Here is a 20,339-nt window from a genome sequence, read left to right on the forward strand (position 1 = left end):
CTTGCACCTATATTTTAAAAATTGATTTTTGAGTTCTAAAATATGAATCTATTCAAAAAACTATCTCATTACAACATCGTCGTAGCACTCTTGCTATTCGTACTATCTTCTTGTGGTGTCTCAAAATCGCTTCACGATGTTCCTAATGTTAGTCAGTATGATAATCATATCCCTAATAGAACACAATTATCCGATTCTTCTTATATTTTAAAAACAAATTACGTTACCAAAAACAAGCAAGGCCAATGGGAATTATTTGTAGATGGTAACCCACTACAAATAGGCCTAAAAACAGGCTATTTAACCAAAGAGCTGTTTGTAAAACAAGAAGACGCTTTTTTAAGTAAAGTTGATGACATTGTACCTTCTAAAACCAAGCAATATTTACTACGAAAAATGCTCGCTTGGTACAATCGTAAAATGTATTTACACGTTCCCGAAGAATATAAAACAGAAATTTACGGCCTTTCTAAATACGCTGGCGACAAATACGACTATGTTGCCGATGATTATCTTCGCGTGTTATATTTACATGGCGCACACGATATTGGTCACGCCTTTCAGGACTTGGCTTTAGTAGGGTGTTCGTCGTTTGCTGCCTGGGGCGATAAAACAGAGGGTGGAAGCTTAATTATAGGAAGGAACTTCGATTTTTATGCTGGCGATGCCTTCTCCAAAGAAAAAATAATTGCTTTTGTAACCCCAACCAAAGGGCATAAATTTATGTCGGTAACTTGGCCTGGAATGATTGGCGTAGTATCGGGTATGAACGATGCCGGACTGACTGTTACTATAAATGCGGGAAAATCTAAAATTCCGTTAGTAGCCAAAACCCCAATATCTATTGTGACACGGGAAATATTACAGTATGCGGCAAATATCGACGAAGCCATTGCTATTGCTAAAAAGCGACAAGTGTTTGTCTCCGAGTCGATTTTTATAGGAAGTGCTCAAGATAATCGTGCTATCACCATAGAAATGGCACCTCATAATTTAGGCATTTACGACGTTGAAAACACCTCGCAGTTAATTTGTTCTAATCACTTTCAAAGTGAGGCTTTTAAAAATGATGAAAGAAACCTAAAACACATGGCAGAGAGTCATTCTATGTATCGTTACCAACGCATGGAAGAATTATTAAGCAATATTCAAAAATTAACACCTCGAAAGGCGGTCGATATCCTTCGTAATAAAAAAGGATTAAACGATAAAACTATAGGTTATGGTAACGAAAAAGCTCTCAATCAACTTTTAGCGCATCATGGCATTGTGTTTAAACCTAAGCAAGGGTTAGTTTGGGTATCATCAAATCCGTATCAATTAGGAGAGTTTGTCGCCTATAATTTAAACGAGGTGTTTAAAAATGCACCTAAAAACACTAACGCAAAGTCCTTGCAAAAGGCACAACTAAATATTGAAGAAGACCCGTTTCTTTACTCAAAAGCCTATCAAGATTACGAACGTTATCGCGTGTTAAGTCGTGACATAGCTTTAGCTATAAAAAATGATGATCATATAGCTCCAGATACGATTAATGAATTTAAACGCACAAATCCAGAGTTTTGGGAAGTTCATTATTTAATAGGACGCTATTATTACGAAAAAAAATACTATACTGCTGCGTTAAACAGCTTTAAAGAAGCTTTAACAAAAGAAATTACAACCGTTCCAAATCGTCTTGAGGTTGAAGACTATATTAAAAAATTAAACAGGAAAGTAAACTAGATGATTCCAGAGATAGAAAAAGCATCGTTACAAGAAATACAAACGTTTCAGGAAGGCAAACTTCAGGAACTACTGTCGTATGTTAACACAAACTCTAAGTACTACAAACGTGTTTTTAATGAAAAAAATATTGATCTTAACGCGATAAAAACACTGGACGACCTAGCCAAACTTCCTGTTACTACAAAAGACGATTTACAACAATACAACGACGATTTTTTATGTGTTCCTAAATCTAAAATCATTGATTACGTAACCACCTCGGGAACGCTTGGCGACCCCGTAACATTTGCCTTAACCGATAAAGATTTAGACCGTTTAGCCTATAACGAAGCCATTTCTTTTGCTTGCGCTGGCATTACAGCTAACGATGTGTTACAGCTAACAACCACTATAGACAGAAGGTTTATGGCTGGATTAGCCTATTTTTTAGGCGTTAGAAAATTAGGCGCTGGAATTATTCGTGTTGGAGCAGGTGTTCCAGAATTACAATGGGATTCCATCTTAAAATTTAAACCTAGCTACCTTATTGTCGTACCGTCATTTTTATTAAAACTTATAGAATACGCCAAACAACATAATATCGATGTAAATACTTCTGGTATAAAAGGAGCTATTTGTATTGGCGAATCGTTGAGAAATCAAGATTTCACACTAAACACTTTAGCACAAAAAATCACTTCGCAATGGGATATTGAATTATTTTCTACCTACGCCTCCACCGAAATGAATACCGCTTTTACCGAATGTGAAGCGCAACAAGGTGGACACCATCATCCTGAATTAATTATTGTTGAAATTTTAGACGACAACAACCAACCAGTTCCTAAAAATCATGTTGGCGAACTTACCATAACTACTTTAGGTGTTGAAGGTATGCCACTGTTACGATTTAAAACTGGCGATATGGTAAAAGCACATACCAATGCATGTACTTGCGGACGAAATACCTTACGATTAGGTCCTGTTATTGGCAGAAAAAAACAAATGATTAAGTACAAAGGAACGACCTTGTATCCGCCAGCCATGGACAATATTTTAAACGATTTTAACGACGTGCAAAGCTACGTTATAGAAATCTCGCATAACAACATTGGTACCGACGAAATTTGTATTAAAATAGCTTCTAAAAACACTTCAGAAGAGGTGCAACACCGTATAAAAGATCATTTTAGAGCTAAGCTTCGTGTAAGTCCGAAAATCGAATTTCACGATAGTAAAACCATCCAAAAATTACAGTTTCCTAAAATGAGTAGAAAACCCATTTTAGTCATCGACAAAAGAAAATAAACACCACATTTTTTTCAACCCTAAGCCTTACAAGTGTTTGTAAGGTTTTTTTATGATTTGAGGTGACAAAAAGGAGACAATGTTGATAAATTGTTAAGAAGAAATTTCAAGACACCTCATTTCATTTAGAATAATTTATGACTTTTATATCATAGTTAATCCTATTAATCCTAACCCATTTTTTCATGGAAATTTTACACATCACTAAAAGAAATTTTAGCCGTAAACCCTTCGAGTTAAGCAAAATAACAAATGCTATTTTAAAAGCTATGAAGGCTGTAGATAACGGTGAAGCAGCAGATGCTCAACTTATCGCAAACAAGGTTCACGACGTTTTACTAGAACGTAAAAAACAAGATACCGACTATGTACCAACCGTTGAAGAGGTGCAAGATGTTGTAGAAGAAAAACTCATGGAAAGTGCCTTTCATGATGTTGCCAAAGCATACATTCTTTACAGAAATAAACAAGCCCTTAGTCGTAAGAGTAACATTTTTGAAAAACGGGTTAATTTAAAACCTTACGAGTACCCACAATTATACGATTATGTGCCAGCAATAAGACACTCGTATTGGATTCATACCGAATTTAACTTTACCAGCGATATTCAAGATTTTAAATCTAATCTTAGCGATGTAGAAAAAACGGCTATTAAAAATACCATGTTAGCTATTTCTCAAATAGAAGTAGCGGTCAAAACATTCTGGGGCGATATTTATCACAGAATGCCAAAACCAGAAATTGGATCGGTTGGCGCTACATTTGCCGAAAGTGAAGTAAGACACCACGATGCTTACTCACATTTATTAGAAATTTTAGGATTAAATAAAGAGTTTGAAGAGTTAAAGAAAAAACCTGTTATCATGAAACGGGTACAATATTTAGAAACTGCTCTTAAAAACGCCAAAAGCGAAAATAACCAAGAATACGCCGAGTCTATTTTATTATTCTCATTGTTTATCGAGCATGTATCGTTATTCTCGCAATTCTTAATCATTATGGCATTCAACAAGCATAAAAATATGCTTAAAGGAATTTCCAATGTAGTGGAAGCGACTTCTAAAGAAGAGCAAATTCATGGCGATTTCGGGATCGATATCATCAACATTATAAAAGACGAACACCCAGAATGGTTCGACGATAACTACAACACCATGATTCAAGATTTATGTAAAGATGCTTTTATTGCCGAAAGTAAAATTATAGACTGGATTTTTGAAGATGGTGAACTAGATTTCTTACCAAAAAATGTCGTAAACGAGTTTATTAAAAACCGTTTTAACAAATCTCTGGAAAGCATTGGTATAAATAAAGTATTTGATATTGATGAAAACCTATTAACACAAACCGAATGGTTTGACGACGAAATTATTGGCACCAAACACGGCGACTTTTTCGTAAAAAGGTCTATTAACTATAGTAAAAGAACACAAAGTATAACTAGCGACGATTTATTCTAAAAATTAACCCTCAACCACAACCTTATGGAGAACAAAACTATCAACCATCAGCCGCAATCACAAGAACAAAACAGTACAACCAATCCCCTAGTAAATGCCAGAAAAGAGTATTTAGCCAATACCAATACTGAAGGTGGATTTGAATGGTTAAATGAATTTAGCCAGAAATTTTTAGAATCAGGATACCTTACCGAAGGGGTGTCGCCTAAACAACGTATCCGAGAAATTGCCGATAGAGCTGAGCAAATTCTTCAAATACCAGGATATTCCGATAAGTTTTACAACTATATGTCCGAAGGCTTTTTCTCATTAGCATCGCCAGTATGGTCGAACTTTGGAAAAGAACGCGGATTACCTATTAGTTGTTTTGGATCGCATATAGACGATGATATGGGAAACATTCTCTACACGCAATCCGAAGTAGGCATGATGTCTAAACTTGGTGGTGGTACATCGGGGTTTTTTGGTAAAATTCGTCATCGTGGTGCGCCAGTAAAAAACAATGGGCAAGCTTCTGGAGCGGTTCATATTATGCAGTTATTTGAATCTATGGTCGATGTGGTTAGCCAAGGTTCTGTACGTCGTGGACGCTTTTCTCCATACTTACCTATAGAGCATCCAGATGTTAAAGAATTTTTAGAAATTGGTACCGAAGGTAACCCTATACAACAATTAACGCATGGCGTAACAGTAACCAGCAAGTGGATGCAAGAGATGATTGATGGCGATGTTGAAAAACGTACCACTTGGGCAAAAGTACTACAAAGTCGTGGCGAAATGGGGTATCCATATGTGTTCTTTACCGATAACGCCAACAATGGTAAGCCAGAGGTTTATAAGGACAAAAAACACGACATTTATGCGAGTAACTTATGTACAGAAATTATGTTACCATCAAACGATAACTGGTCGTTTGTATGTGTGCTATCTAGCGTAAACGTGTTACACTACGATAAATGGAAAAATACCGATGCTGTAGAAACCATGGTGTATTTCTTAGATGCAGTAATTACAGAATTTGTAGAAAAATTAGAAAGCTATCGTGACTCATCAAATAGAGACGATCGTCAAACCTTCTTATTTATGGAGCGCGCCTATAATTTTGCTAAAGAAAACCGCGCCTTAGGGTTAGGCGTTTTAGGATGGCACTCCTTATTACAGTCTAAAATGCATGCCTTTAATAGCCAAGAAGCCTATAATTTAAATCGTGAAATCTTTAAAACCATAAAAGAGCGCTCTTACAAAGCTTCAGAAGAGCTAGCGCAAAAATTTGGAGAACCCGAAGTGTTAAAAGGTTACGGCCGTAGAAATGCCACCTTAAACGCTATTGCACCTACAACCTCATCGGCATTTATTTTAGGGCAAGTATCGCAAGGAATAGAGCCTATCTGGTCTAACATTTATGTTAAGGATATTGCTAAAATAAAAACCACGATAAAAAATCCATTCTTAGAAGCTTTATTAGAAGAAAAGGGGCAAAATACGACCGAAGTATGGCGTAGCATAAGAGATATGGACGGCTCTGTGCAACATTTAGAGTTTTTAACCGAAAATGAAAAAGCGGTGTTTAAAACCTATTCCGAAATAGATCAGCTTGATGTTATTTACCATGCTGCAGGAAGACAAGAGTTTATAGACCAAGGCCAATCGGTAAACATTATTGTGCACCCAGAAATGCCGGTTAAAGAAATTAATAACATTCATGTGACCGCTTGGAAACTTGGGTTAAAATCGTTGTATTACCAACACAGTATGAATGCGGCACAAAAATTTAAGCAGAAAAAAGAATGTACAAGTTGCGAAGCGTAACGACTAACTAAACCTATAAAAAACGCCTATCTATTTTTTTAGATAGGCGTTTTATTGTGAATTCAATTGTGCTTATTAATACAACTAAAGTATTACCCTGTTACTTAATAGCAAAAACATTAAAAAAAACATAAGCACCCCCTCTTCACACTAAAAATTAATAACATATCTGTATCTGAGAAGGATTTATAAAAAGTTTCCTTTCTCATCAGTTTTTACTCTAATGGTCTTATCGCCATTTTCTAATTTCATTTTATACACTTGTTTAGAGTTTTCATCACCTCTTCTATAGCTTACTTTATAAATATCTCCTGTAACTGCCCAATTTGGAAATCTGGCATATACTGCCTTACTAATAGCTTTGGGGAGCGCAATGTTTTTAAACCGTTCTATAGTTTTTGTAATGTGTCCATCTTCATCATATTCGGCAACAATGGAACCTTGCGGAATATAAAATGATATAATATAAGTATCATATTCATCGCTATATAAATCAGATCCTTTTAAATCATAATTGGCTACTTTTCTTTCGAGAAATTTTACTGCTATAGGAGCATCTTTATTTCCAACGGTTTTAAGGTATTTGTAATTAGAAACAATAAGCTCTACTTCGGAGAGCTCTATAATGGGTTGTGAGAACCCTAAGGTCGAACTTTCAATTGCAGCTATAACTAGCCAAATCCAAATATTTTTCATGACATTTAATTTTAAATGATGTGCCTTAAAATTAAGGAAGAAAGCATATTATAATAATGACCTTAATCGCACTGTAAATGACATTGGTCTTTCCTTGCCATAATGCAAAATCCTTCTACTTAATGACGAATATCACTTTTATACGTCTAGCATCTTAATACCTTAGAAGATGATTTTTCATAAAAATGATACGATGTAATACAAGGCATAAAGAACTCAAGTATAAGCTTACTATTTTAATAGTTGTTTTAGCTGTTTTCTTAGGATGTTCTTCTATTAAAATGGTTGGAAGTTGGCGAAGTGAATCGTATGCTACTTTCCAACCGGAGAAAGTTTTAATAATTGGAATTACACCTAATTTAACAGCACGTAAAATATTTGAAGAAAAGATAGTAAATGAATTTCAGTCAAGAGGACTAATAGCAAACACAAGTAGTGTCATATTTCCTGAGAAATTTGTAGAAAATAAACAGTCGGAAATACAAATTCAACAAGAAATAAATAAAATTAAACGTTTAGGATTTGATGCTATTTTTATTTCAACAGTAACGGGAACCGATGTAAAGCAGTCCTACCACAAACCTTACTATACTTCGCCTAACATTTATTGGCCAAGGTTTAGAAGGTACTATTTTTTATATCAAGATATTTACTATCATCCTGGGTATTACAAAAAATATAACGTGTATTATATTGAATCTTCACTTTTTAATTTAAAGGAGGACTCAAAAACATCGTCGTTAATTTGGGTTGGTAATTTTTCTATGGTAAATCCACAAGATATTGAATATAGTGTTAACGACTATGTTAAACGTATTGTAAAGGCATTAGAACAAGAACAATTACTAGACAAAAAGTAAGGTGAAACTTGCAAGACATTAACACGCCTTGCTAAAGAAATTGATTGTTTTTATTCAAGTTTAATTTTCTGCTTTATTAATATTTACAATTCCTTGTATTAAGGCATCTGGATTAAATGAAATACTGTCAATACCACAATTGACTAAAAACGCTGTAAAATTGGGAAAATCGCTTGGAGCTTGACCACATAACCCAATTTTTGTAGAGGTTTTTTTAGCCGTTTCTATAACTGATGCTATTGTTGTTTTTACGGCTAGATTGTTTTCATTAAAAAGGTTAGATATTAAACCCGAATCGCGGTCAACACCCAAGGTTAATTGTGTAAGGTCGTTAGAGCCTATTGAAAAACCATCAAATATTTTAGCAAATTCTTCGGCAAGAATTACATTACTAGGAACTTCTATCATACAGTAAATTTCCAAATTGTTTTTACCTTGCTCCAAGCCATATTGTTTCATAATTTTTATAACTTGGTTTCCTTCTTCTAGGGTTCTACAAAAGGGAATCATAACTTTTACGTTAGTAAATCCCATATTGTCTCGTAGTTTTTTTATAGCTTGACACTCCAATTCAAACCCTAATTTATAGGCTTCATGATAATATCTTGAAGCGCCACGAAACCCTAACATTGGGTTATCTTCTATTGGTTCAAATTGACGCCCTCCTATAAGGTTGGCATATTCATTAGTCTTAAAATCGCTAAAACGCACAATCACTTCTTTTGGAAAAAAAGCGGCAGCTATTTTAGCTAAACCTTGAGAGAGTTTATCTATAAAATAATCTTTTTTTAAGCTGTAGCCTTTTGTTATGGTTTTGATTTGTGATATAACTTGCTTGTCTTTTAAAGTATTAAAATTAACTAAAGCCATTGGGTGAATTTTAATAAGATGGGTAATAATAAACTCCATTCTTAAAAGCCCTACTCCATCATTAGGATAAAACGATAAATCAAAAGCTTTTTCTGGGTCGGCTAGAATAAGTTTGGCTTCTGTTTTAGGATTCTTTATTGAAGAAAAATCTAACTCCAACTTTTCAAATGCTTTCAATCCGCTATAAACCTGTCCTGTATGTCCAGAGGCACAAGAAACGGTAATGTCTTGGTTGTTTTTTAATATCGTTGTAGCGTTAATACAACCAACTATAGCAGGTATACCAAGCTCCCTAGAGACTATGGCTGCATGGCTTGTACGACCACCTTTATTGGTGATTATAGCGCTTACTTTTTTTAAAAAAGGGTCCCAATCGGGAGTAATGGCTTCTGTAACAATAATGTCATTTGCACCTAATTTATCAGCCTCAGCAGGAGAGCCTAATAAGCGTACTTTCCCATGAGTTATTTTTTGGCCTATGGCATTTCCCGTTACTAGAACCTCTCCTTTACCTATTAGTCTATACTGAATATGTAACACTTTATCTTCTTTCTTGTGTATCGTTTCGGGACGCGCTTGTATTATATATAACTTGCCATTTATGCCATCTTTTGCCCATTCTATATCCATAGGTTTTTTAAAATGTGTTTCAATTGTTACACACCACTTAGCTAGCTTATGGATTTCTTCATCTGATAATACGTACTGTATTTGTTTATTTTTAGGAGTATCAATATTCATGGTAGAAACTTGATCTTCTGAAGTACTATAAATCATAGTCTTTCTTTTATCTCCTAATGTTTTTTGTATAATGGCATTAAACCCTTGACGTAATGTAGGCTTAAAAACGATATATTCGTCGGGATTAACAGTGCCTTGAACCATGTTTTCCCCTAAACCCCAAACCCCAGAAAGTAATATAACGTTATCAAAACCTGATTCAGGATCTAATGTAAACCCAACGCCTGAACATCCTTGATCAGACCGAACCATATATTGTATGCCTACAGATAGTGCAACATCTTCGTGTTTAAATCCTTTATCTTCTCGATATTTAATAGCGCGATTTGTATATAAGGAGGCAAAACATTTTTTTATGGCCATTAATAATTGGTACTCTCCTTTTACATTTAAAAAACTATCATGCTGACCTGCAAAACTGGCGTTGGGTAAATCTTCGGCTGTAGCACTACTTCGCACAGCTACTTCAAGAAGCTGGTTTTTAGAGCTTATTTTCTTATAGGCATTAGTGATATCGTTTTTAAACTTTTCAGAAAAAGTTGCTTGCAAAATGTATTCGCGCGCTTTAGCACCAATAAGGTCTAAGTTGGAATAATTAGTTGTCTCTAAGTCGTTTAATGTAGATTTTAATGCTGCTTTTATATCATTTTCTTCTAAAAAATTCCAATAAGCTTGTGCTGTTGTAGCAAAACCATAAGGAACAGCTATTCCCTTTTTTGTGAGGCTATTATACATTTCTCCTAAGGATGCATTTTTTCCGCCAACGCTTGCTATACTATTGAGTCGGATATCCTTAAATAATTTAATATTGACACACATAGCATATTCTTTTAATTAATTAAATCAATTTAAGATTAATTTGTATGAGCTAAAATGAGTAATATCATCAAAAGGGCTAATTTTTAACCAAGCTTACAGAATAGAATTAAATGTTATAGCGCCCTTTAAGACATGATTAAAATCATATGAAAACATTTTGCTTACAACTATCTTTAGTCGTATTTAAATTCTTTAAGGTTATGAAAATTAAAACACTATTAGAGTTAATAACACTAAGTTCTAGTATTTATGTTTTAGCCCAAGACACAAAGTTTTTGGATAAGCTAAATGAGCTTTCAGAAAAAAAACTAGCCGATATAGAACACAACGAGTCATCACTAAATGAAAATGGAGATAGACTTGAACCTATTGATAAAATCATTTTAAAAGCGCAAGCATTAAAAGAAGAACTCGAGAATAAAATTGAAGATGCTGTTATTAAATTCTATAAAAAAATAAATGTCGCTCATTTAGATGAAATTAAAGCTCTTAACCAAAAAATTGAAAAACTAAATAAGTCTGTTGCCTTGCTAGAAGCCAGACTTAACAAAATACAAACATCGTGACATAAAAATGGGTATAGCTACAGATGTAATAAAGCGTATTAAATCTATCTCTAGGTACAATCAAATTCTAAGAGTTTTAATAAAATATGGCTTTGAGGATTTGGTACAATATTTAGAGAATAATAGGTATTATACCTTTTTTCAAAGGCTATTGCCAGATGCCACTAAAAAACATATTAATCAATATAATAAATGGGCTAGAATGCGATTGGTATGCGAAGAGTTAGGCCCAACATTCATCAAATTTGGTCAAATTTTAAGCAATAGACCCGATTTAGTACCCTTAGAATTAACATTAGAATTAGAAAAACTTCAAGATCATGTCCCTCCAATGCCAGAAAAGGTTGTAAAATCACTGGTTGAAGCAGAACTAAAAGACACCACCGAGCATTTGTTTGCTTGGTTCGAACCTAAACCCTTTGCATCGGCATCTATAGCTCAAGTACACAAAGTTACCTTACATTCGGGAGAACGTGTTGCATTAAAAGTTCAACGCTCTGGAATTTTTGATATTGTTGTAGAAGATATAAAAGTCATGTATCGCGTGGCTCGTGTTTTAGAAAAAAGAATTCCTACCTTAAAAAGCTTTAACCCTATTGAGTTGGTTAAGCATTTTGAAAGCTCTATACTTAAGGAACTTGATTTTATTCATGAATCGATTAATGCCCAACGGTTTTATAACAATTTAGCAAAAGACCATTCTTTAGATCAATATGCACTAGCGCCAAAAGTTTATCAAGAATTTACAACATCAAAAGTATTAGCCTTAGAGTTTATTTCAGGAATTAAAATAAGTAAAATAGCACAATTAAAAGCAAAACAAATTGATACAAAAGTTATTGCACGACGATTATCTATAAGCTACTACAAACAAATTTTTGAATATGGCTTCTTTCATGCCGATCCTCATCCGGGCAACTTATTAGTCTTACCAAACAATCATATTTGCTATTTAGATTTTGGTATGATGGGAAGCATTTTACCTAGAGATATTTTAATTTTTAGAAAATTATTTACAGCCATTACACGTAAAAATGTCAAGAAAATTATTAAGGTGCTCATACAGTTATCCAACGATATGCCAATTCCAGATATGAGAGCTTTAGAGTTTGATGTTAATGAGTTTATAGAAAGTTACTATGTAAAAAAGGTCCATGAAAACGAAATGAGCACCATCCTTTTAGAACTTAAAAACATCATTGTTAAACACCGCTTAAAAGTGCCTGTTTATTTTTTCTTATTTGCGCGATCTTTAGTAACTATAGAAGGAGTTATTAAAAAATTAGATCCTAATTTGAAGCAAATGGATATTGTAAAACCCTATTTGCAAAAAAGTATAGCTCAAGATTATAATCCTTTAAAAATAGGCGAAAAACTTATTAATAGCACAGCAGATGTAATTGATTTTATGGGAGATTTCCCCAGAGACTTAAAAAATGCGATACGCAAGATAAATTCAGGAGAGATTAGTGTAGATATAAATCATAAAGGAATAGATCCCTTGGTACATACCTTACAAAGGGTTACTAAACAATTAATAGCTGTGTTTGTTATGCTAGCACTTATTGCAGGCGCCTCTTTATTTGTAATATTTAAAATAGAGCCGCTCTGGAAAGGAATTTCGGCTTTAGGAATTTTATGCTTCTCTTTTGCTATATTTCTAGGCCTAGGAATGTTACTTAATATAAGAAAAGGCGATTACGATTATTAATGTGCTATGCCTTAGAGAAAGCCTTTTTAAAATGTGTAAATGCCTCTGAAATTTCATTTTGAAAATGTTCTAGTTTAGTCTCCTCTTTTTTAGAATATTTCTCCTTAAACTTGTTTATAAACGCATTAAAATCTTGCTTTTCCCTCTGAAAAGTTTCCTTAATCTCGTACTTGCTTTTATTAAATTTTTCTTCTAAAATATCAAGTTCAATCTTAAATTGCTCTATCTCAATAAGCGTTAAAGCATACATTTTATTTAAACTTTCGTTGGTTTTAATTTTTACTTCAATGTTATGCAGTTTAGAAAGTATTTGCTTTTTTTGCGCTTTAAAAAGATCCTTAGTTTCTGCTTTTCCTAAAGCTAGTTGTACGCGTAGTTCGTCAAAATCAGCATGAAGGTTGTCTATATTCTTCTTAACATTATTTGTTTTAATCTCACTATCGTGTATAAAACGATTAAATTGCTTTTTAGTATCCTCAAAAAGATCTTGGGCTTCGGCTTTACCTAATGCAGCTTTTACTTGTAACTCTTCCAGTTTTACAGTAGTGTTTTTCAAGGAATCTATCACTTTGTCCATAAATGTGTTGTCTTTACTTTCCATGATTTCTATTTTTTTATACTGTAAATTTTCAAACAAAAAAGGACTTATACAATGACGGAAGTCAGCTTTACCAAATAAGTTACCACCATTAGCTATACAATTCGAATAATGTTATTTCGGGACGCATTCCTAATCTACCAGGAAAGCCTATCCACCCCAAACCTTTATTAACGTATAAGTATTGATTATGATACATATACAATCCGCCCCAATGCTTATATTTATATTTTATAGGACTCCAGAGTTTGTTTTTATAATTAACGCCTAACTGCATGCCATGTGTATGACCCGATAAGGTAAGTGTAATATCTGTTTTGTAAAGTACTTCTTCTTCCCAGTGGGTAGGATCATGAGAGAGTAAAATTTTAAAAGAAATATTTTCTGCATTTTTAATGGCTTTTTGTAAATCGCCATATTGTTTAAATGGTGGATTCCCCCAGTTCTGAACACCAATTATAGCTATGCTTTCATTATTAATTGTAATAATTTCAGATGTGTCAAGTAGAAGCTTAAAATCTATATCTTTAAAAAAGTGTTGAATATTATTAAAGTTGTCTTTTTTATCTTGTTCGTTTTCCCATTTAGAATAGTCGCCGTAGTCATGATTTCCTAATACAGCATATTTACCTTTAATAGCATGTAATTTACTTAATACATTATCCCAACCTTTTAGCTCCCAAGCATAGTTATTCACAATATCTCCTGTAAAAAAAATAAAATCGGCATCTAAATCATTAATTATATTTACTGCTTTTTCTAGAACTTTATATCTGTAATTAAACCCGCCTAAATGTAAGTCTGAAATGTGTACTATTTTTAAACCATTAAAAGGTTGTGGCAGGTTAGAAAGCCTTAATTTTTGGCGAATAACTTTAAACCGATAAACGGCTTTAAAAATGCCATATACAATTACAAAAAAAGGCAGAAAACCAGATAACAACCCTACAAGAGGAATAATAACCATAGACTCTTTTTCTGAAAACATCTGGTTTGCAAAAAATAAAACAGAAATAATAATTACAAATACAATCTTTGGAATAAATGAAGAGACTGTAAGACCATACATGGATGAGATTAGTAACTGCTTTCGTCTTGGGTTAATATCATCTAAAACTATTTTTAATGTTATTATACCTAATAAAAGGCCTAAAGTAAACACCCAAAACAAAAGGTTTATTAGAAACTTTAAAGTAGACGACGGTATTAAAGAGGTAATAGACTGTAACCAATAAAAAGCTAAATAATCAACCAATAGTATAACAAGGCATAATAACAATATGGAAAACATGGAATAACTTTTCATAACCCATTATTGCTTTTTTAAACGCCTTTTGTCTCTTAAAGCCCAATAAATTCCTTTTACATCTGAAGCCCAATTATCGTACATAAAAATAAGGGTAATCTCTTCAACAGTTTCTAGAATACCCACAGTTATCATGGCGTAAAAAAGAAAATAATGTGGAGAAAAAAACAAAGACCATAAAATAAATACACTCTGTACGATGGCAGATAATTTTGCTAAATATGTATGAAATGCTGTGGCTTTACCATATTTTAAATACGCTATTACCATTTGCACTATAAAAGGTATAAACGCCAATACAATTATAGTAAGGTTTGCTTTTATAAAATCGGTTTCAAAAAATAACAGTCCGCTTAACCCTATAATGAGTGTTATTTGATCTCCAAGTGAATCTAGCTGAGACCCTCTAGGACTCGTTATCTTTAATGTTCTCGCCAAATAACCATCTATAGCGTCTGTACTATAACTTACAAATAAAAAACAAGCAAAAGCTAGTCTTAAATCTAGCCAAATAAAAACCAATAACAATGGTGTAATAGCTATCCTATAAAAGGAAAACCAATCGGCAACATTAAAGTTTTTAAACGTAAACATATAAATAGCACTTAAGTTAAATGCGGTATTTTAAATCGTGAGTCTTAATTAAGATTAAAGTTATGTTTGATGAACGATTTTTACTATGATATTTCTCAGCTCTCTTCTAACAAAAAACCAAACTAACAACAAAGTTTATTACTTATTATGGTTTAAATAAGTCCCTAAAACATTAAACCTATTACGATAAAAATCACTGCGTTAAATGATACAAGTCATGGTTAAAATTGAATAATAGCCCTATATTTACACTGTCGAATAAGAGATAAAAGGCAAACTGTAAAGTTAAACCGAACACCCATTGTTTTCTTGAAATTCTTATTTACGAATAAGGCGGAATAGGAAAAATAATGTTGGGTTAGAATCTAAAATCTTAGGATTAAAGATAAAGCCAGAATAACTGTAGTTTGATGTTTAAACTTTTCTTGAAAAGGAAAACTTTAAATAAAACGGGAATCATCGGGTTCCCGTTTACTGTTTTTAACCATACATTTCTGATGTTTTTTGTAAAGCTTTTGTATTTATAATATGAATTGTAAGTCCTTCAGTTTTTATATACCTATCATGGCGAAACTCAGACAACAACCTATTTACTGTTTCTCTAGCCGTCCCAATTAATTCGGCCAAATCTTTTCTAGTAATTGTAACACTCAATGTAACTTTGTTAGAATTATTAAACTTTTTAGCCAAGTAAAGTAATGCTTCGGCCAGTCGACCTCTAACGGGTTTATAAGCAATACTACAAGCTTTAGACTCTAATTCTCTAATATGATTAACAAGTTGCTGAAAAAAGCCTTCAAGTAACTCAGGATGATTATGCAAGGCTTCTTGAAAATCGCGTTTGTATATAAAATAAATAATGGTTTCTTCCATAGCTATGCCAGAACACGAATGTCTCGTATCAAGCGATAAATCACCATAACTTAAAATATCACCTTTCGATGCTATATGAGTAATAAAATCCTTGCCACTACAACTCGTCTTAGTTACCTTAACCTTTCCCTGTTCTATAAGATAAATGCCTTGGGGCGAACTTCCCTCAAAATAAATAATCTGTCCTTTCTTGAAAATTAAAGTATCCTTATTTTCAATAAGATCTAATTGATTTCTTAACGTCATTGTCTGTTCGCTTTTAAATAACGAATTGTCATTATTCCACATAATACTTAATATTCTAATTAATAGACCTTTTGGGGAGAGATAGACTAAATATAGCAGATATAAATCGTAAAAAAAATGACTATCGTCAGGTTCAAAATGTTGTTGAATTAGGGTTAAGGAGAATTAATTTAAAAACCTGTTAGTTCACAAAATTAGATTAAGGTAATAAGTGCAGGATACTTATTGTTATAAGGACAACATTTTTTTAGGAAACCTTATTATTGGTGTGAAATAAAGAAATGGCTTCTTCATCGGAAACGGGATTAAAATCTTTATAAAAGGCGCCAACAGCATGAAAGTGATGCGGTTGTAAAAGGCAAATAATGTTGGTTACCTCGGGAGATTTTTGGAGTTTAAGTAATGCAGATGCAGACGATACAGGTGTCGCTATGATTATTTGTTTTGGATGTTTTGCTGCTAAAAGTTTTACAGTTGCTAAAATAGTATTTCCAGTTGCTATGCCATCGTCAACAACAATAAGGGTTTTTCCATCTAACTCTAATGGTTTCTTGTCTTGATAATACATTTTAGATTTTTCTAATAAAATAGCCTGTAAGCGTTTTATCTCATCGTCTAAATAAGATTTGGAAATATGTTTAGCGCTTTCATCTAAAACTTTACTACCAAGGCTTACCGCCCCTATGGCATACTCTTTATTAGAAGGATGACCAATTTTTTTTGTCAATACAATATCTAAAGGAAGATGTAAATTTTTGCTAATAAGAGCGCCAATAGGTAATGCACCCCTAGGTATAGCCAATACAATAGCATCAGTATTTTTATACTCGGTTAATGCCTTAGCTAATAAATGTCCAGCTTCTTCTCTATTAGAAAACATAATTTTATGTGTTATAAAGTTAAGTAGTGCTCAAACCAGTTGATAGACAAACTGGTAACTTGCTCTAATTTGCCTGGTTCAGAAAATAAATGAGTGGCTTGGGGTATGATTTCTAGTTTTACATTGTCATGAAGCAACTGAAAAGCTTTTTGGTTTAATTGAATAACAACCTCATCTTTTCCTCCTACAATAAGCAACACAGAAGCATCTACTTTTTGTAATCGTGTTTCATCTGCCAAATCGGGACGTCCACCTCTGGAAACGACTGCTTTAATTTTTGTTTTTAAGCTGCCAGCTGCATTTAAAGCCGATGCTGCACCCGTACTAGCACCAAAATACCCTATAGGAAGATGCTCTAAATAAGGTTGCGACTGGGTCCAGTTGGTAACATCAATCAATCGGTCGGTTAAAAGCTGTATATTAAACCTATTATCGTAAACCGTATCTTCTTCTGCCGTTAATAAATCAAAAAGAAGTGTCGCAAAATCATGGTTATTTAACATGTTGGAAACAAAAGTATTTCTTGGACTTAAGCGACTGCTTCCACTACCATGAGAAAAAATAACCAAACCCTTAGCATCCTCTGGTATGGTTAAAATGCCTTTTAAATCAACAGCATCTAAGCGAATTAAAACCGGGTGTTGTACTAAAAGTGTCATCCCAATAAATTTTTAGTTAGATTAATACCTAAAGTTACACGAAAACAAAGGCTTTATGGATGATTTTTATTGCTGATGAGATTGATTTTTATAGCTGTAAAAAAGACGACTTATGGTTTGACTCCTACAAAACACATTAATAATTAAAATCAACTGTACTATAAAGTCCTTATTAATTAATCAGGATACTTAGTATTCACAACATGAGTAATATCTTAGAACGTCATTCTTTTCCAATTTAAACCGCCGTATAACCACCATCTATAAGGTAGTAACCGCCCGTCATAAAAGAAGAATCGTCCGAACTTAAAAACAGGACTAACTTAGCAACTTCATCGGCTTCACCTAAACGTCCAATAGGATGCTTATCTTTCAACATTGCTAGCATCTCAGGGCTCAAGTTATTTTCTAAAAGTGGGGTGTTAATATAACCAGGACCTACGGCATTGCAACGAATATTTTTGGGACCATACTCTACACCTATGTTCTTGGTAAGACCAACAACACCATGCTTACTAGTTGTATAAGCTGCCGATTGCGGCGCCGCAACCATACCGTGTATAGAAGCCATGTTAACAATCACGCCACCGCCATTGTTCTCCATAGCGGTTAATTGATGCTTACAACCGTAAAACACGCCATTTAAATTAATATCCATCACTTTTTTCCACCCTTCTAACGAATAGTCACCCGCAAGGTTCATCTCACCACCAATACCTGCATTATTACACGCAATGTCTAACTTACCATAGGTAGTAACAGCAAATGTAACCAATGCTGCATTACCTTCTGATGTAGAAGCATCTGCTTTAAAAAATGTAGCATCGCCACCGGCTTTGGTAATGCTAGCAACGGTTTCTTTGCCGCCTGTTTCATCTATATCTGAAACAACAACTTTTGCGCCTGCTGTGGCATAAGCGATAGCTACAGCTTTTCCTATACCAGAACCTGCTCCCGTTACTATAGCAACTTTATTATCTAGTTTTTTCATGATATTATTATTTATATTAAACGGTTTGTTTGTGTTTCAATGTTTTAAAAAAGTATAACACTAATATAAGCTTAAAAATAAGGTGATTAGTTATTTTAAATTATGATTTTTATCAGTGAAGTAACAACATGATACAATCGTATGGGAACAGAGTATTAAATCCTTCTTCAGCTGAAGAACTAAATTGTATATTAAACCATCCTCATTTAAGGAGGCTTAATATATTTATTTTCTTTCTAAAAATGGTTACTACAAAAAAACAGTTATTATCTATTAAAAGTTTATTGTTAATAACAGCTAGATACAAGCTGTCTTTATATAAAAAACTTGCTGTTTCTCCTCCCTTTTTTTATAAACTCTATTGAGTATTTTGAGGTTATATTTTCACTAAGGTTTTTCTTTTCTTCATTGCCTTCCTTTTTACAAGAAACAAATAAGTAAATAGACAACATTATTATAAAATGTATTTTAATTTTTTCCATATTTTATTTAACCAAAACTTTTTGAGATACTAATGTCTTTTCGGAAATCAATCTTATTTTATCAGTATCACTAGTTTTCAAGTGTACAAAATCTTCTATAATCCCATTAATATAGTTTTCCCCTCTTTTATTAAAACCCGTTTCAAAAATAAACCCTCTATTATTCCTTGCCAATATTGTATCTAAAGAAAAATTGTTCATTATAAACTCTATAGATTTTTCTTCTAGATATTTGTCACTAAACTGGTCTTTCATTTTATGAAAAAACAGAGCTCTTTCAGGATAACCTTCCGTGTATAAGTTTTTGGTAATAGTGTCAAAATTGCTCTTATATCTAATAACAACAATATATTCACTGTCTTTTAGTATTTCATTGACTCTTTCTTGATTTTTATCATAAAATTCAAATGAAAAAACCTGACTTGACTTTTTTAAAACTTGGGGGTTTCCTTTTTCATTGCTTTCTTTTTTACAAGAAAATAAGCTAGTCAAGAGCATTATTATAAAAATTACTTTTCTATGCATTTTTTATCCATTTCATTGATTTCTGAACTATTTATTTTTAACATAAATAGGCTTTGAAATGAACAGGTGCTTCTCTAAAAGTCTTAAAGATTTTGTGTCAGCAGTATCAATTAATACTTCATCTCTTAATAACACCTCTAAATAGTGCTTACCTTCGGAGCCAAATTTTTTACTAAAATGAATTATTGGATTTCTTTCTTTAACATCTTCTTTTCTAGGATAAAAACTGTCCTTCACTTTACTATTAAGTAATCCTTTAGTATTATTAGGTATAAAAATTTCATTTTGTTTTATATACATTGTTATAATTCTAAGAGTATCTTCTCCTTCATATAGTTTTTTTGTAATAGTATCAAATGCACTATAATATTCAACATAGCCTTTAACATCTTCATTAATTTCAACTGTATCAGGAAAGGTTAACGAAATAAAGCTTTCTTTCACTTTTTGAGATTCTTCAATATTTTTTATCTCCTTCTTGTTTTTTTTACAGGAAACTAAAAGTGTAAAAATAATAACTATGATAGCTAATAAATTTTTCATAATATTTAATGTTTAAAAATTGTACTTCTAATACTATCCGCCCTCCTTCTCTTCATCTGTTTAATCCTAGTAGCATCATTGCTTAATATGGTTGT

At 32.9% G+C, this 20,339-nt stretch carries 18 protein-coding genes; 7 read left to right on the forward strand and 11 right to left on the reverse strand.

Annotated elements, in window-relative coordinates; all coding sequences use genetic code 11:
- The first annotated feature begins 42 nt into the window (after positions 1–42).
- The 4 genes from EJA19_RS00535 to EJA19_RS00550 all read left to right on the forward strand — a co-directional run bounded on the left by EJA19_RS00535 (position 43) and on the right by EJA19_RS00550 (position 6,284).
- Complete coding sequence (locus tag EJA19_RS00535; RefSeq protein ID WP_125466391.1) at positions 43–1,725, forward strand: C45 family autoproteolytic acyltransferase/hydolase; 1,683 nt, start codon at positions 43–45, stop codon at positions 1,723–1,725.
- Positions 1,726–3,015, forward strand: a complete 1,290-nt coding sequence (locus tag EJA19_RS00540; protein WP_125466392.1) for a phenylacetate--CoA ligase family protein — start codon at positions 1,726–1,728, stop codon at positions 3,013–3,015.
- Positions 3,016–3,200: 185 nt separating this feature from the next.
- A complete protein-coding gene (locus EJA19_RS00545) occupies positions 3,201–4,475 on the forward strand; it encodes a ribonucleotide-diphosphate reductase subunit beta (protein ID WP_125466393.1) in 1,275 nt (424 codons plus the stop codon).
- 24 nt (positions 4,476–4,499) lie between these two features.
- Positions 4,500–6,284, forward strand: a complete 1,785-nt coding sequence (locus EJA19_RS00550) for a ribonucleoside-diphosphate reductase subunit alpha (protein WP_125466394.1) — start codon at positions 4,500–4,502, stop codon at positions 6,282–6,284.
- Between the two features lie 186 nt (positions 6,285–6,470).
- Here EJA19_RS00550 and EJA19_RS00555 read toward each other — a convergent pair whose 3' ends face one another.
- A complete protein-coding gene (locus EJA19_RS00555; RefSeq protein ID WP_240640176.1) occupies positions 6,471–6,980 on the reverse strand; it encodes a nicotinate-nucleotide adenylyltransferase in 510 nt (169 codons plus the stop codon).
- Between the two features lie 185 nt (positions 6,981–7,165).
- On the opposite strand from EJA19_RS00555, the gene EJA19_RS00560 reads away from it, so the two are divergent.
- A complete protein-coding gene (locus EJA19_RS00560; RefSeq protein ID WP_125466395.1) occupies positions 7,166–7,840 on the forward strand; it encodes a hypothetical protein in 675 nt (224 codons plus the stop codon).
- Positions 7,841–7,900: 60 nt separating this feature from the next.
- On the opposite strand, the gene ppsA is transcribed toward EJA19_RS00560, so the two are convergent.
- Positions 7,901–10,270, reverse strand: coding sequence for a phosphoenolpyruvate synthase (gene ppsA / locus EJA19_RS00565; RefSeq protein ID WP_125466396.1), 2,370 nt, complete (start codon positions 10,268–10,270; stop codon positions 7,901–7,903).
- Between the two features lie 146 nt (positions 10,271–10,416).
- Between ppsA and EJA19_RS00570 the strand changes: the two genes are divergently transcribed.
- The gene (locus EJA19_RS00570) at positions 10,417–10,836 is read left to right on the forward strand and encodes a hypothetical protein (RefSeq protein WP_125466397.1); all 420 of its coding nucleotides are present in this window, start codon (positions 10,417–10,419) and stop codon (positions 10,834–10,836) included.
- 7 nt (positions 10,837–10,843) lie between these two features.
- On the forward strand, positions 10,844–12,547 hold the full coding sequence (locus EJA19_RS00575) for an ABC1 kinase family protein (protein WP_125466398.1): 1,704 nt from the start codon (positions 10,844–10,846) through the stop codon (positions 12,545–12,547).
- 4 nt (positions 12,548–12,551) lie between these two features.
- On the opposite strand, the gene EJA19_RS00580 is transcribed toward EJA19_RS00575, so the two are convergent.
- The 9 genes from EJA19_RS00580 to EJA19_RS00620 all read right to left on the reverse strand — a co-directional run bounded on the left by EJA19_RS00580 (position 12,552) and on the right by EJA19_RS00620 (position 20,244).
- Positions 12,552–13,148 carry a hypothetical protein gene (locus EJA19_RS00580; protein ID WP_125466399.1) on the reverse strand — a complete coding sequence of 199 codons (597 nt, stop codon included), beginning with the start codon at positions 13,146–13,148 and terminating at the stop codon, positions 12,552–12,554.
- A gap of 88 nt (positions 13,149–13,236) precedes the next feature.
- A complete protein-coding gene (locus EJA19_RS00585) occupies positions 13,237–14,451 on the reverse strand; it encodes a metallophosphoesterase (RefSeq protein WP_125466400.1) in 1,215 nt (404 codons plus the stop codon).
- Between the two features lie 6 nt (positions 14,452–14,457).
- Positions 14,458–15,045, reverse strand: coding sequence for a CDP-alcohol phosphatidyltransferase family protein (locus EJA19_RS00590; RefSeq protein ID WP_125466401.1), 588 nt, complete (start codon positions 15,043–15,045; stop codon positions 14,458–14,460).
- Positions 15,046–15,525: 480 nt separating this feature from the next.
- The gene (locus EJA19_RS00595; RefSeq protein WP_158611340.1) at positions 15,526–16,164 is read right to left on the reverse strand and encodes a Crp/Fnr family transcriptional regulator; all 639 of its coding nucleotides are present in this window, start codon (positions 16,162–16,164) and stop codon (positions 15,526–15,528) included.
- 247 nt (positions 16,165–16,411) lie between these two features.
- Positions 16,412–17,044, reverse strand: coding sequence for a phosphoribosyltransferase (locus EJA19_RS00600; RefSeq protein ID WP_125466403.1), 633 nt, complete (start codon positions 17,042–17,044; stop codon positions 16,412–16,414).
- Between the two features lie 11 nt (positions 17,045–17,055).
- On the reverse strand, positions 17,056–17,703 hold the full coding sequence (locus tag EJA19_RS00605; RefSeq protein ID WP_125466404.1) for a dienelactone hydrolase family protein: 648 nt from the start codon (positions 17,701–17,703) through the stop codon (positions 17,056–17,058).
- A gap of 238 nt (positions 17,704–17,941) precedes the next feature.
- On the reverse strand, positions 17,942–18,694 hold the full coding sequence (locus EJA19_RS00610; RefSeq protein WP_125466405.1) for an SDR family NAD(P)-dependent oxidoreductase: 753 nt from the start codon (positions 18,692–18,694) through the stop codon (positions 17,942–17,944).
- Between the two features lie 485 nt (positions 18,695–19,179).
- Complete coding sequence (locus EJA19_RS00615; protein WP_125466406.1) at positions 19,180–19,701, reverse strand: hypothetical protein; 522 nt, start codon at positions 19,699–19,701, stop codon at positions 19,180–19,182.
- Positions 19,702–19,728: 27 nt separating this feature from the next.
- Positions 19,729–20,244, reverse strand: coding sequence for a hypothetical protein (locus EJA19_RS00620; RefSeq protein WP_125466407.1), 516 nt, complete (start codon positions 20,242–20,244; stop codon positions 19,729–19,731).
- Positions 20,245–20,339: the final 95 nt, after the last annotated feature.

This window comes from Mangrovimonas spongiae, assembly GCF_003944795.1.
Classification (GTDB): domain Bacteria; phylum Bacteroidota; class Bacteroidia; order Flavobacteriales; family Flavobacteriaceae; genus Mangrovimonas; species Mangrovimonas spongiae.

Excerpts from the sequence above, each read along its gene's own strand:
- EJA19_RS00620 (WP_125466407.1), bottom strand. The coding sequence starts at position 20,244 with ATGAAAAATTTATTAGCTATCATAGTTATTATTTTTACACTTTTAGTT.
- ppsA (WP_125466396.1), bottom strand. The coding sequence starts at position 10,270 with ATGTGTGTCAATATTAAATTATTTAAGGATATCCGACTCAATAGTATA.
- EJA19_RS00560 (WP_125466395.1), top strand. The coding sequence starts at position 7,166 with ATGATACGATGTAATACAAGGCATAAAGAACTCAAGTATAAGCTTACT.
- EJA19_RS00545 (WP_125466393.1), top strand. The coding sequence starts at position 3,201 with ATGGAAATTTTACACATCACTAAAAGAAATTTTAGCCGTAAACCCTTC.
- EJA19_RS00615 (WP_125466406.1), bottom strand. The coding sequence starts at position 19,701 with ATGCATAGAAAAGTAATTTTTATAATAATGCTCTTGACTAGCTTATTT.
- EJA19_RS00595 (WP_158611340.1), bottom strand. The coding sequence starts at position 16,164 with ATGACGTTAAGAAATCAATTAGATCTTATTGAAAATAAGGATACTTTA.
- EJA19_RS00605 (WP_125466404.1), bottom strand. The coding sequence starts at position 17,703 with ATGACACTTTTAGTACAACACCCGGTTTTAATTCGCTTAGATGCTGTT.
- EJA19_RS00600 (WP_125466403.1), bottom strand. The coding sequence starts at position 17,044 with ATGTTTTCTAATAGAGAAGAAGCTGGACATTTATTAGCTAAGGCATTA.
- EJA19_RS00585 (WP_125466400.1), bottom strand. The coding sequence starts at position 14,451 with ATGAAAAGTTATTCCATGTTTTCCATATTGTTATTATGCCTTGTTATA.
- EJA19_RS00535 (WP_125466391.1), top strand. The coding sequence starts at position 43 with ATGAATCTATTCAAAAAACTATCTCATTACAACATCGTCGTAGCACTC.
- EJA19_RS00540 (WP_125466392.1), top strand. The coding sequence starts at position 1,726 with ATGATTCCAGAGATAGAAAAAGCATCGTTACAAGAAATACAAACGTTT.
- EJA19_RS00550 (WP_125466394.1), top strand. The coding sequence starts at position 4,500 with ATGGAGAACAAAACTATCAACCATCAGCCGCAATCACAAGAACAAAAC.
- EJA19_RS00570 (WP_125466397.1), top strand. The coding sequence starts at position 10,417 with ATGAAAACATTTTGCTTACAACTATCTTTAGTCGTATTTAAATTCTTT.
- EJA19_RS00575 (WP_125466398.1), top strand. The coding sequence starts at position 10,844 with ATGGGTATAGCTACAGATGTAATAAAGCGTATTAAATCTATCTCTAGG.
- EJA19_RS00555 (WP_240640176.1), bottom strand. The coding sequence starts at position 6,980 with ATGAAAAATATTTGGATTTGGCTAGTTATAGCTGCAATTGAAAGTTCG.
- EJA19_RS00580 (WP_125466399.1), bottom strand. The coding sequence starts at position 13,148 with ATGGAAAGTAAAGACAACACATTTATGGACAAAGTGATAGATTCCTTG.
- EJA19_RS00590 (WP_125466401.1), bottom strand. The coding sequence starts at position 15,045 with ATGTTTACGTTTAAAAACTTTAATGTTGCCGATTGGTTTTCCTTTTAT.
- EJA19_RS00610 (WP_125466405.1), bottom strand. The coding sequence starts at position 18,694 with ATGAAAAAACTAGATAATAAAGTTGCTATAGTAACGGGAGCAGGTTCT.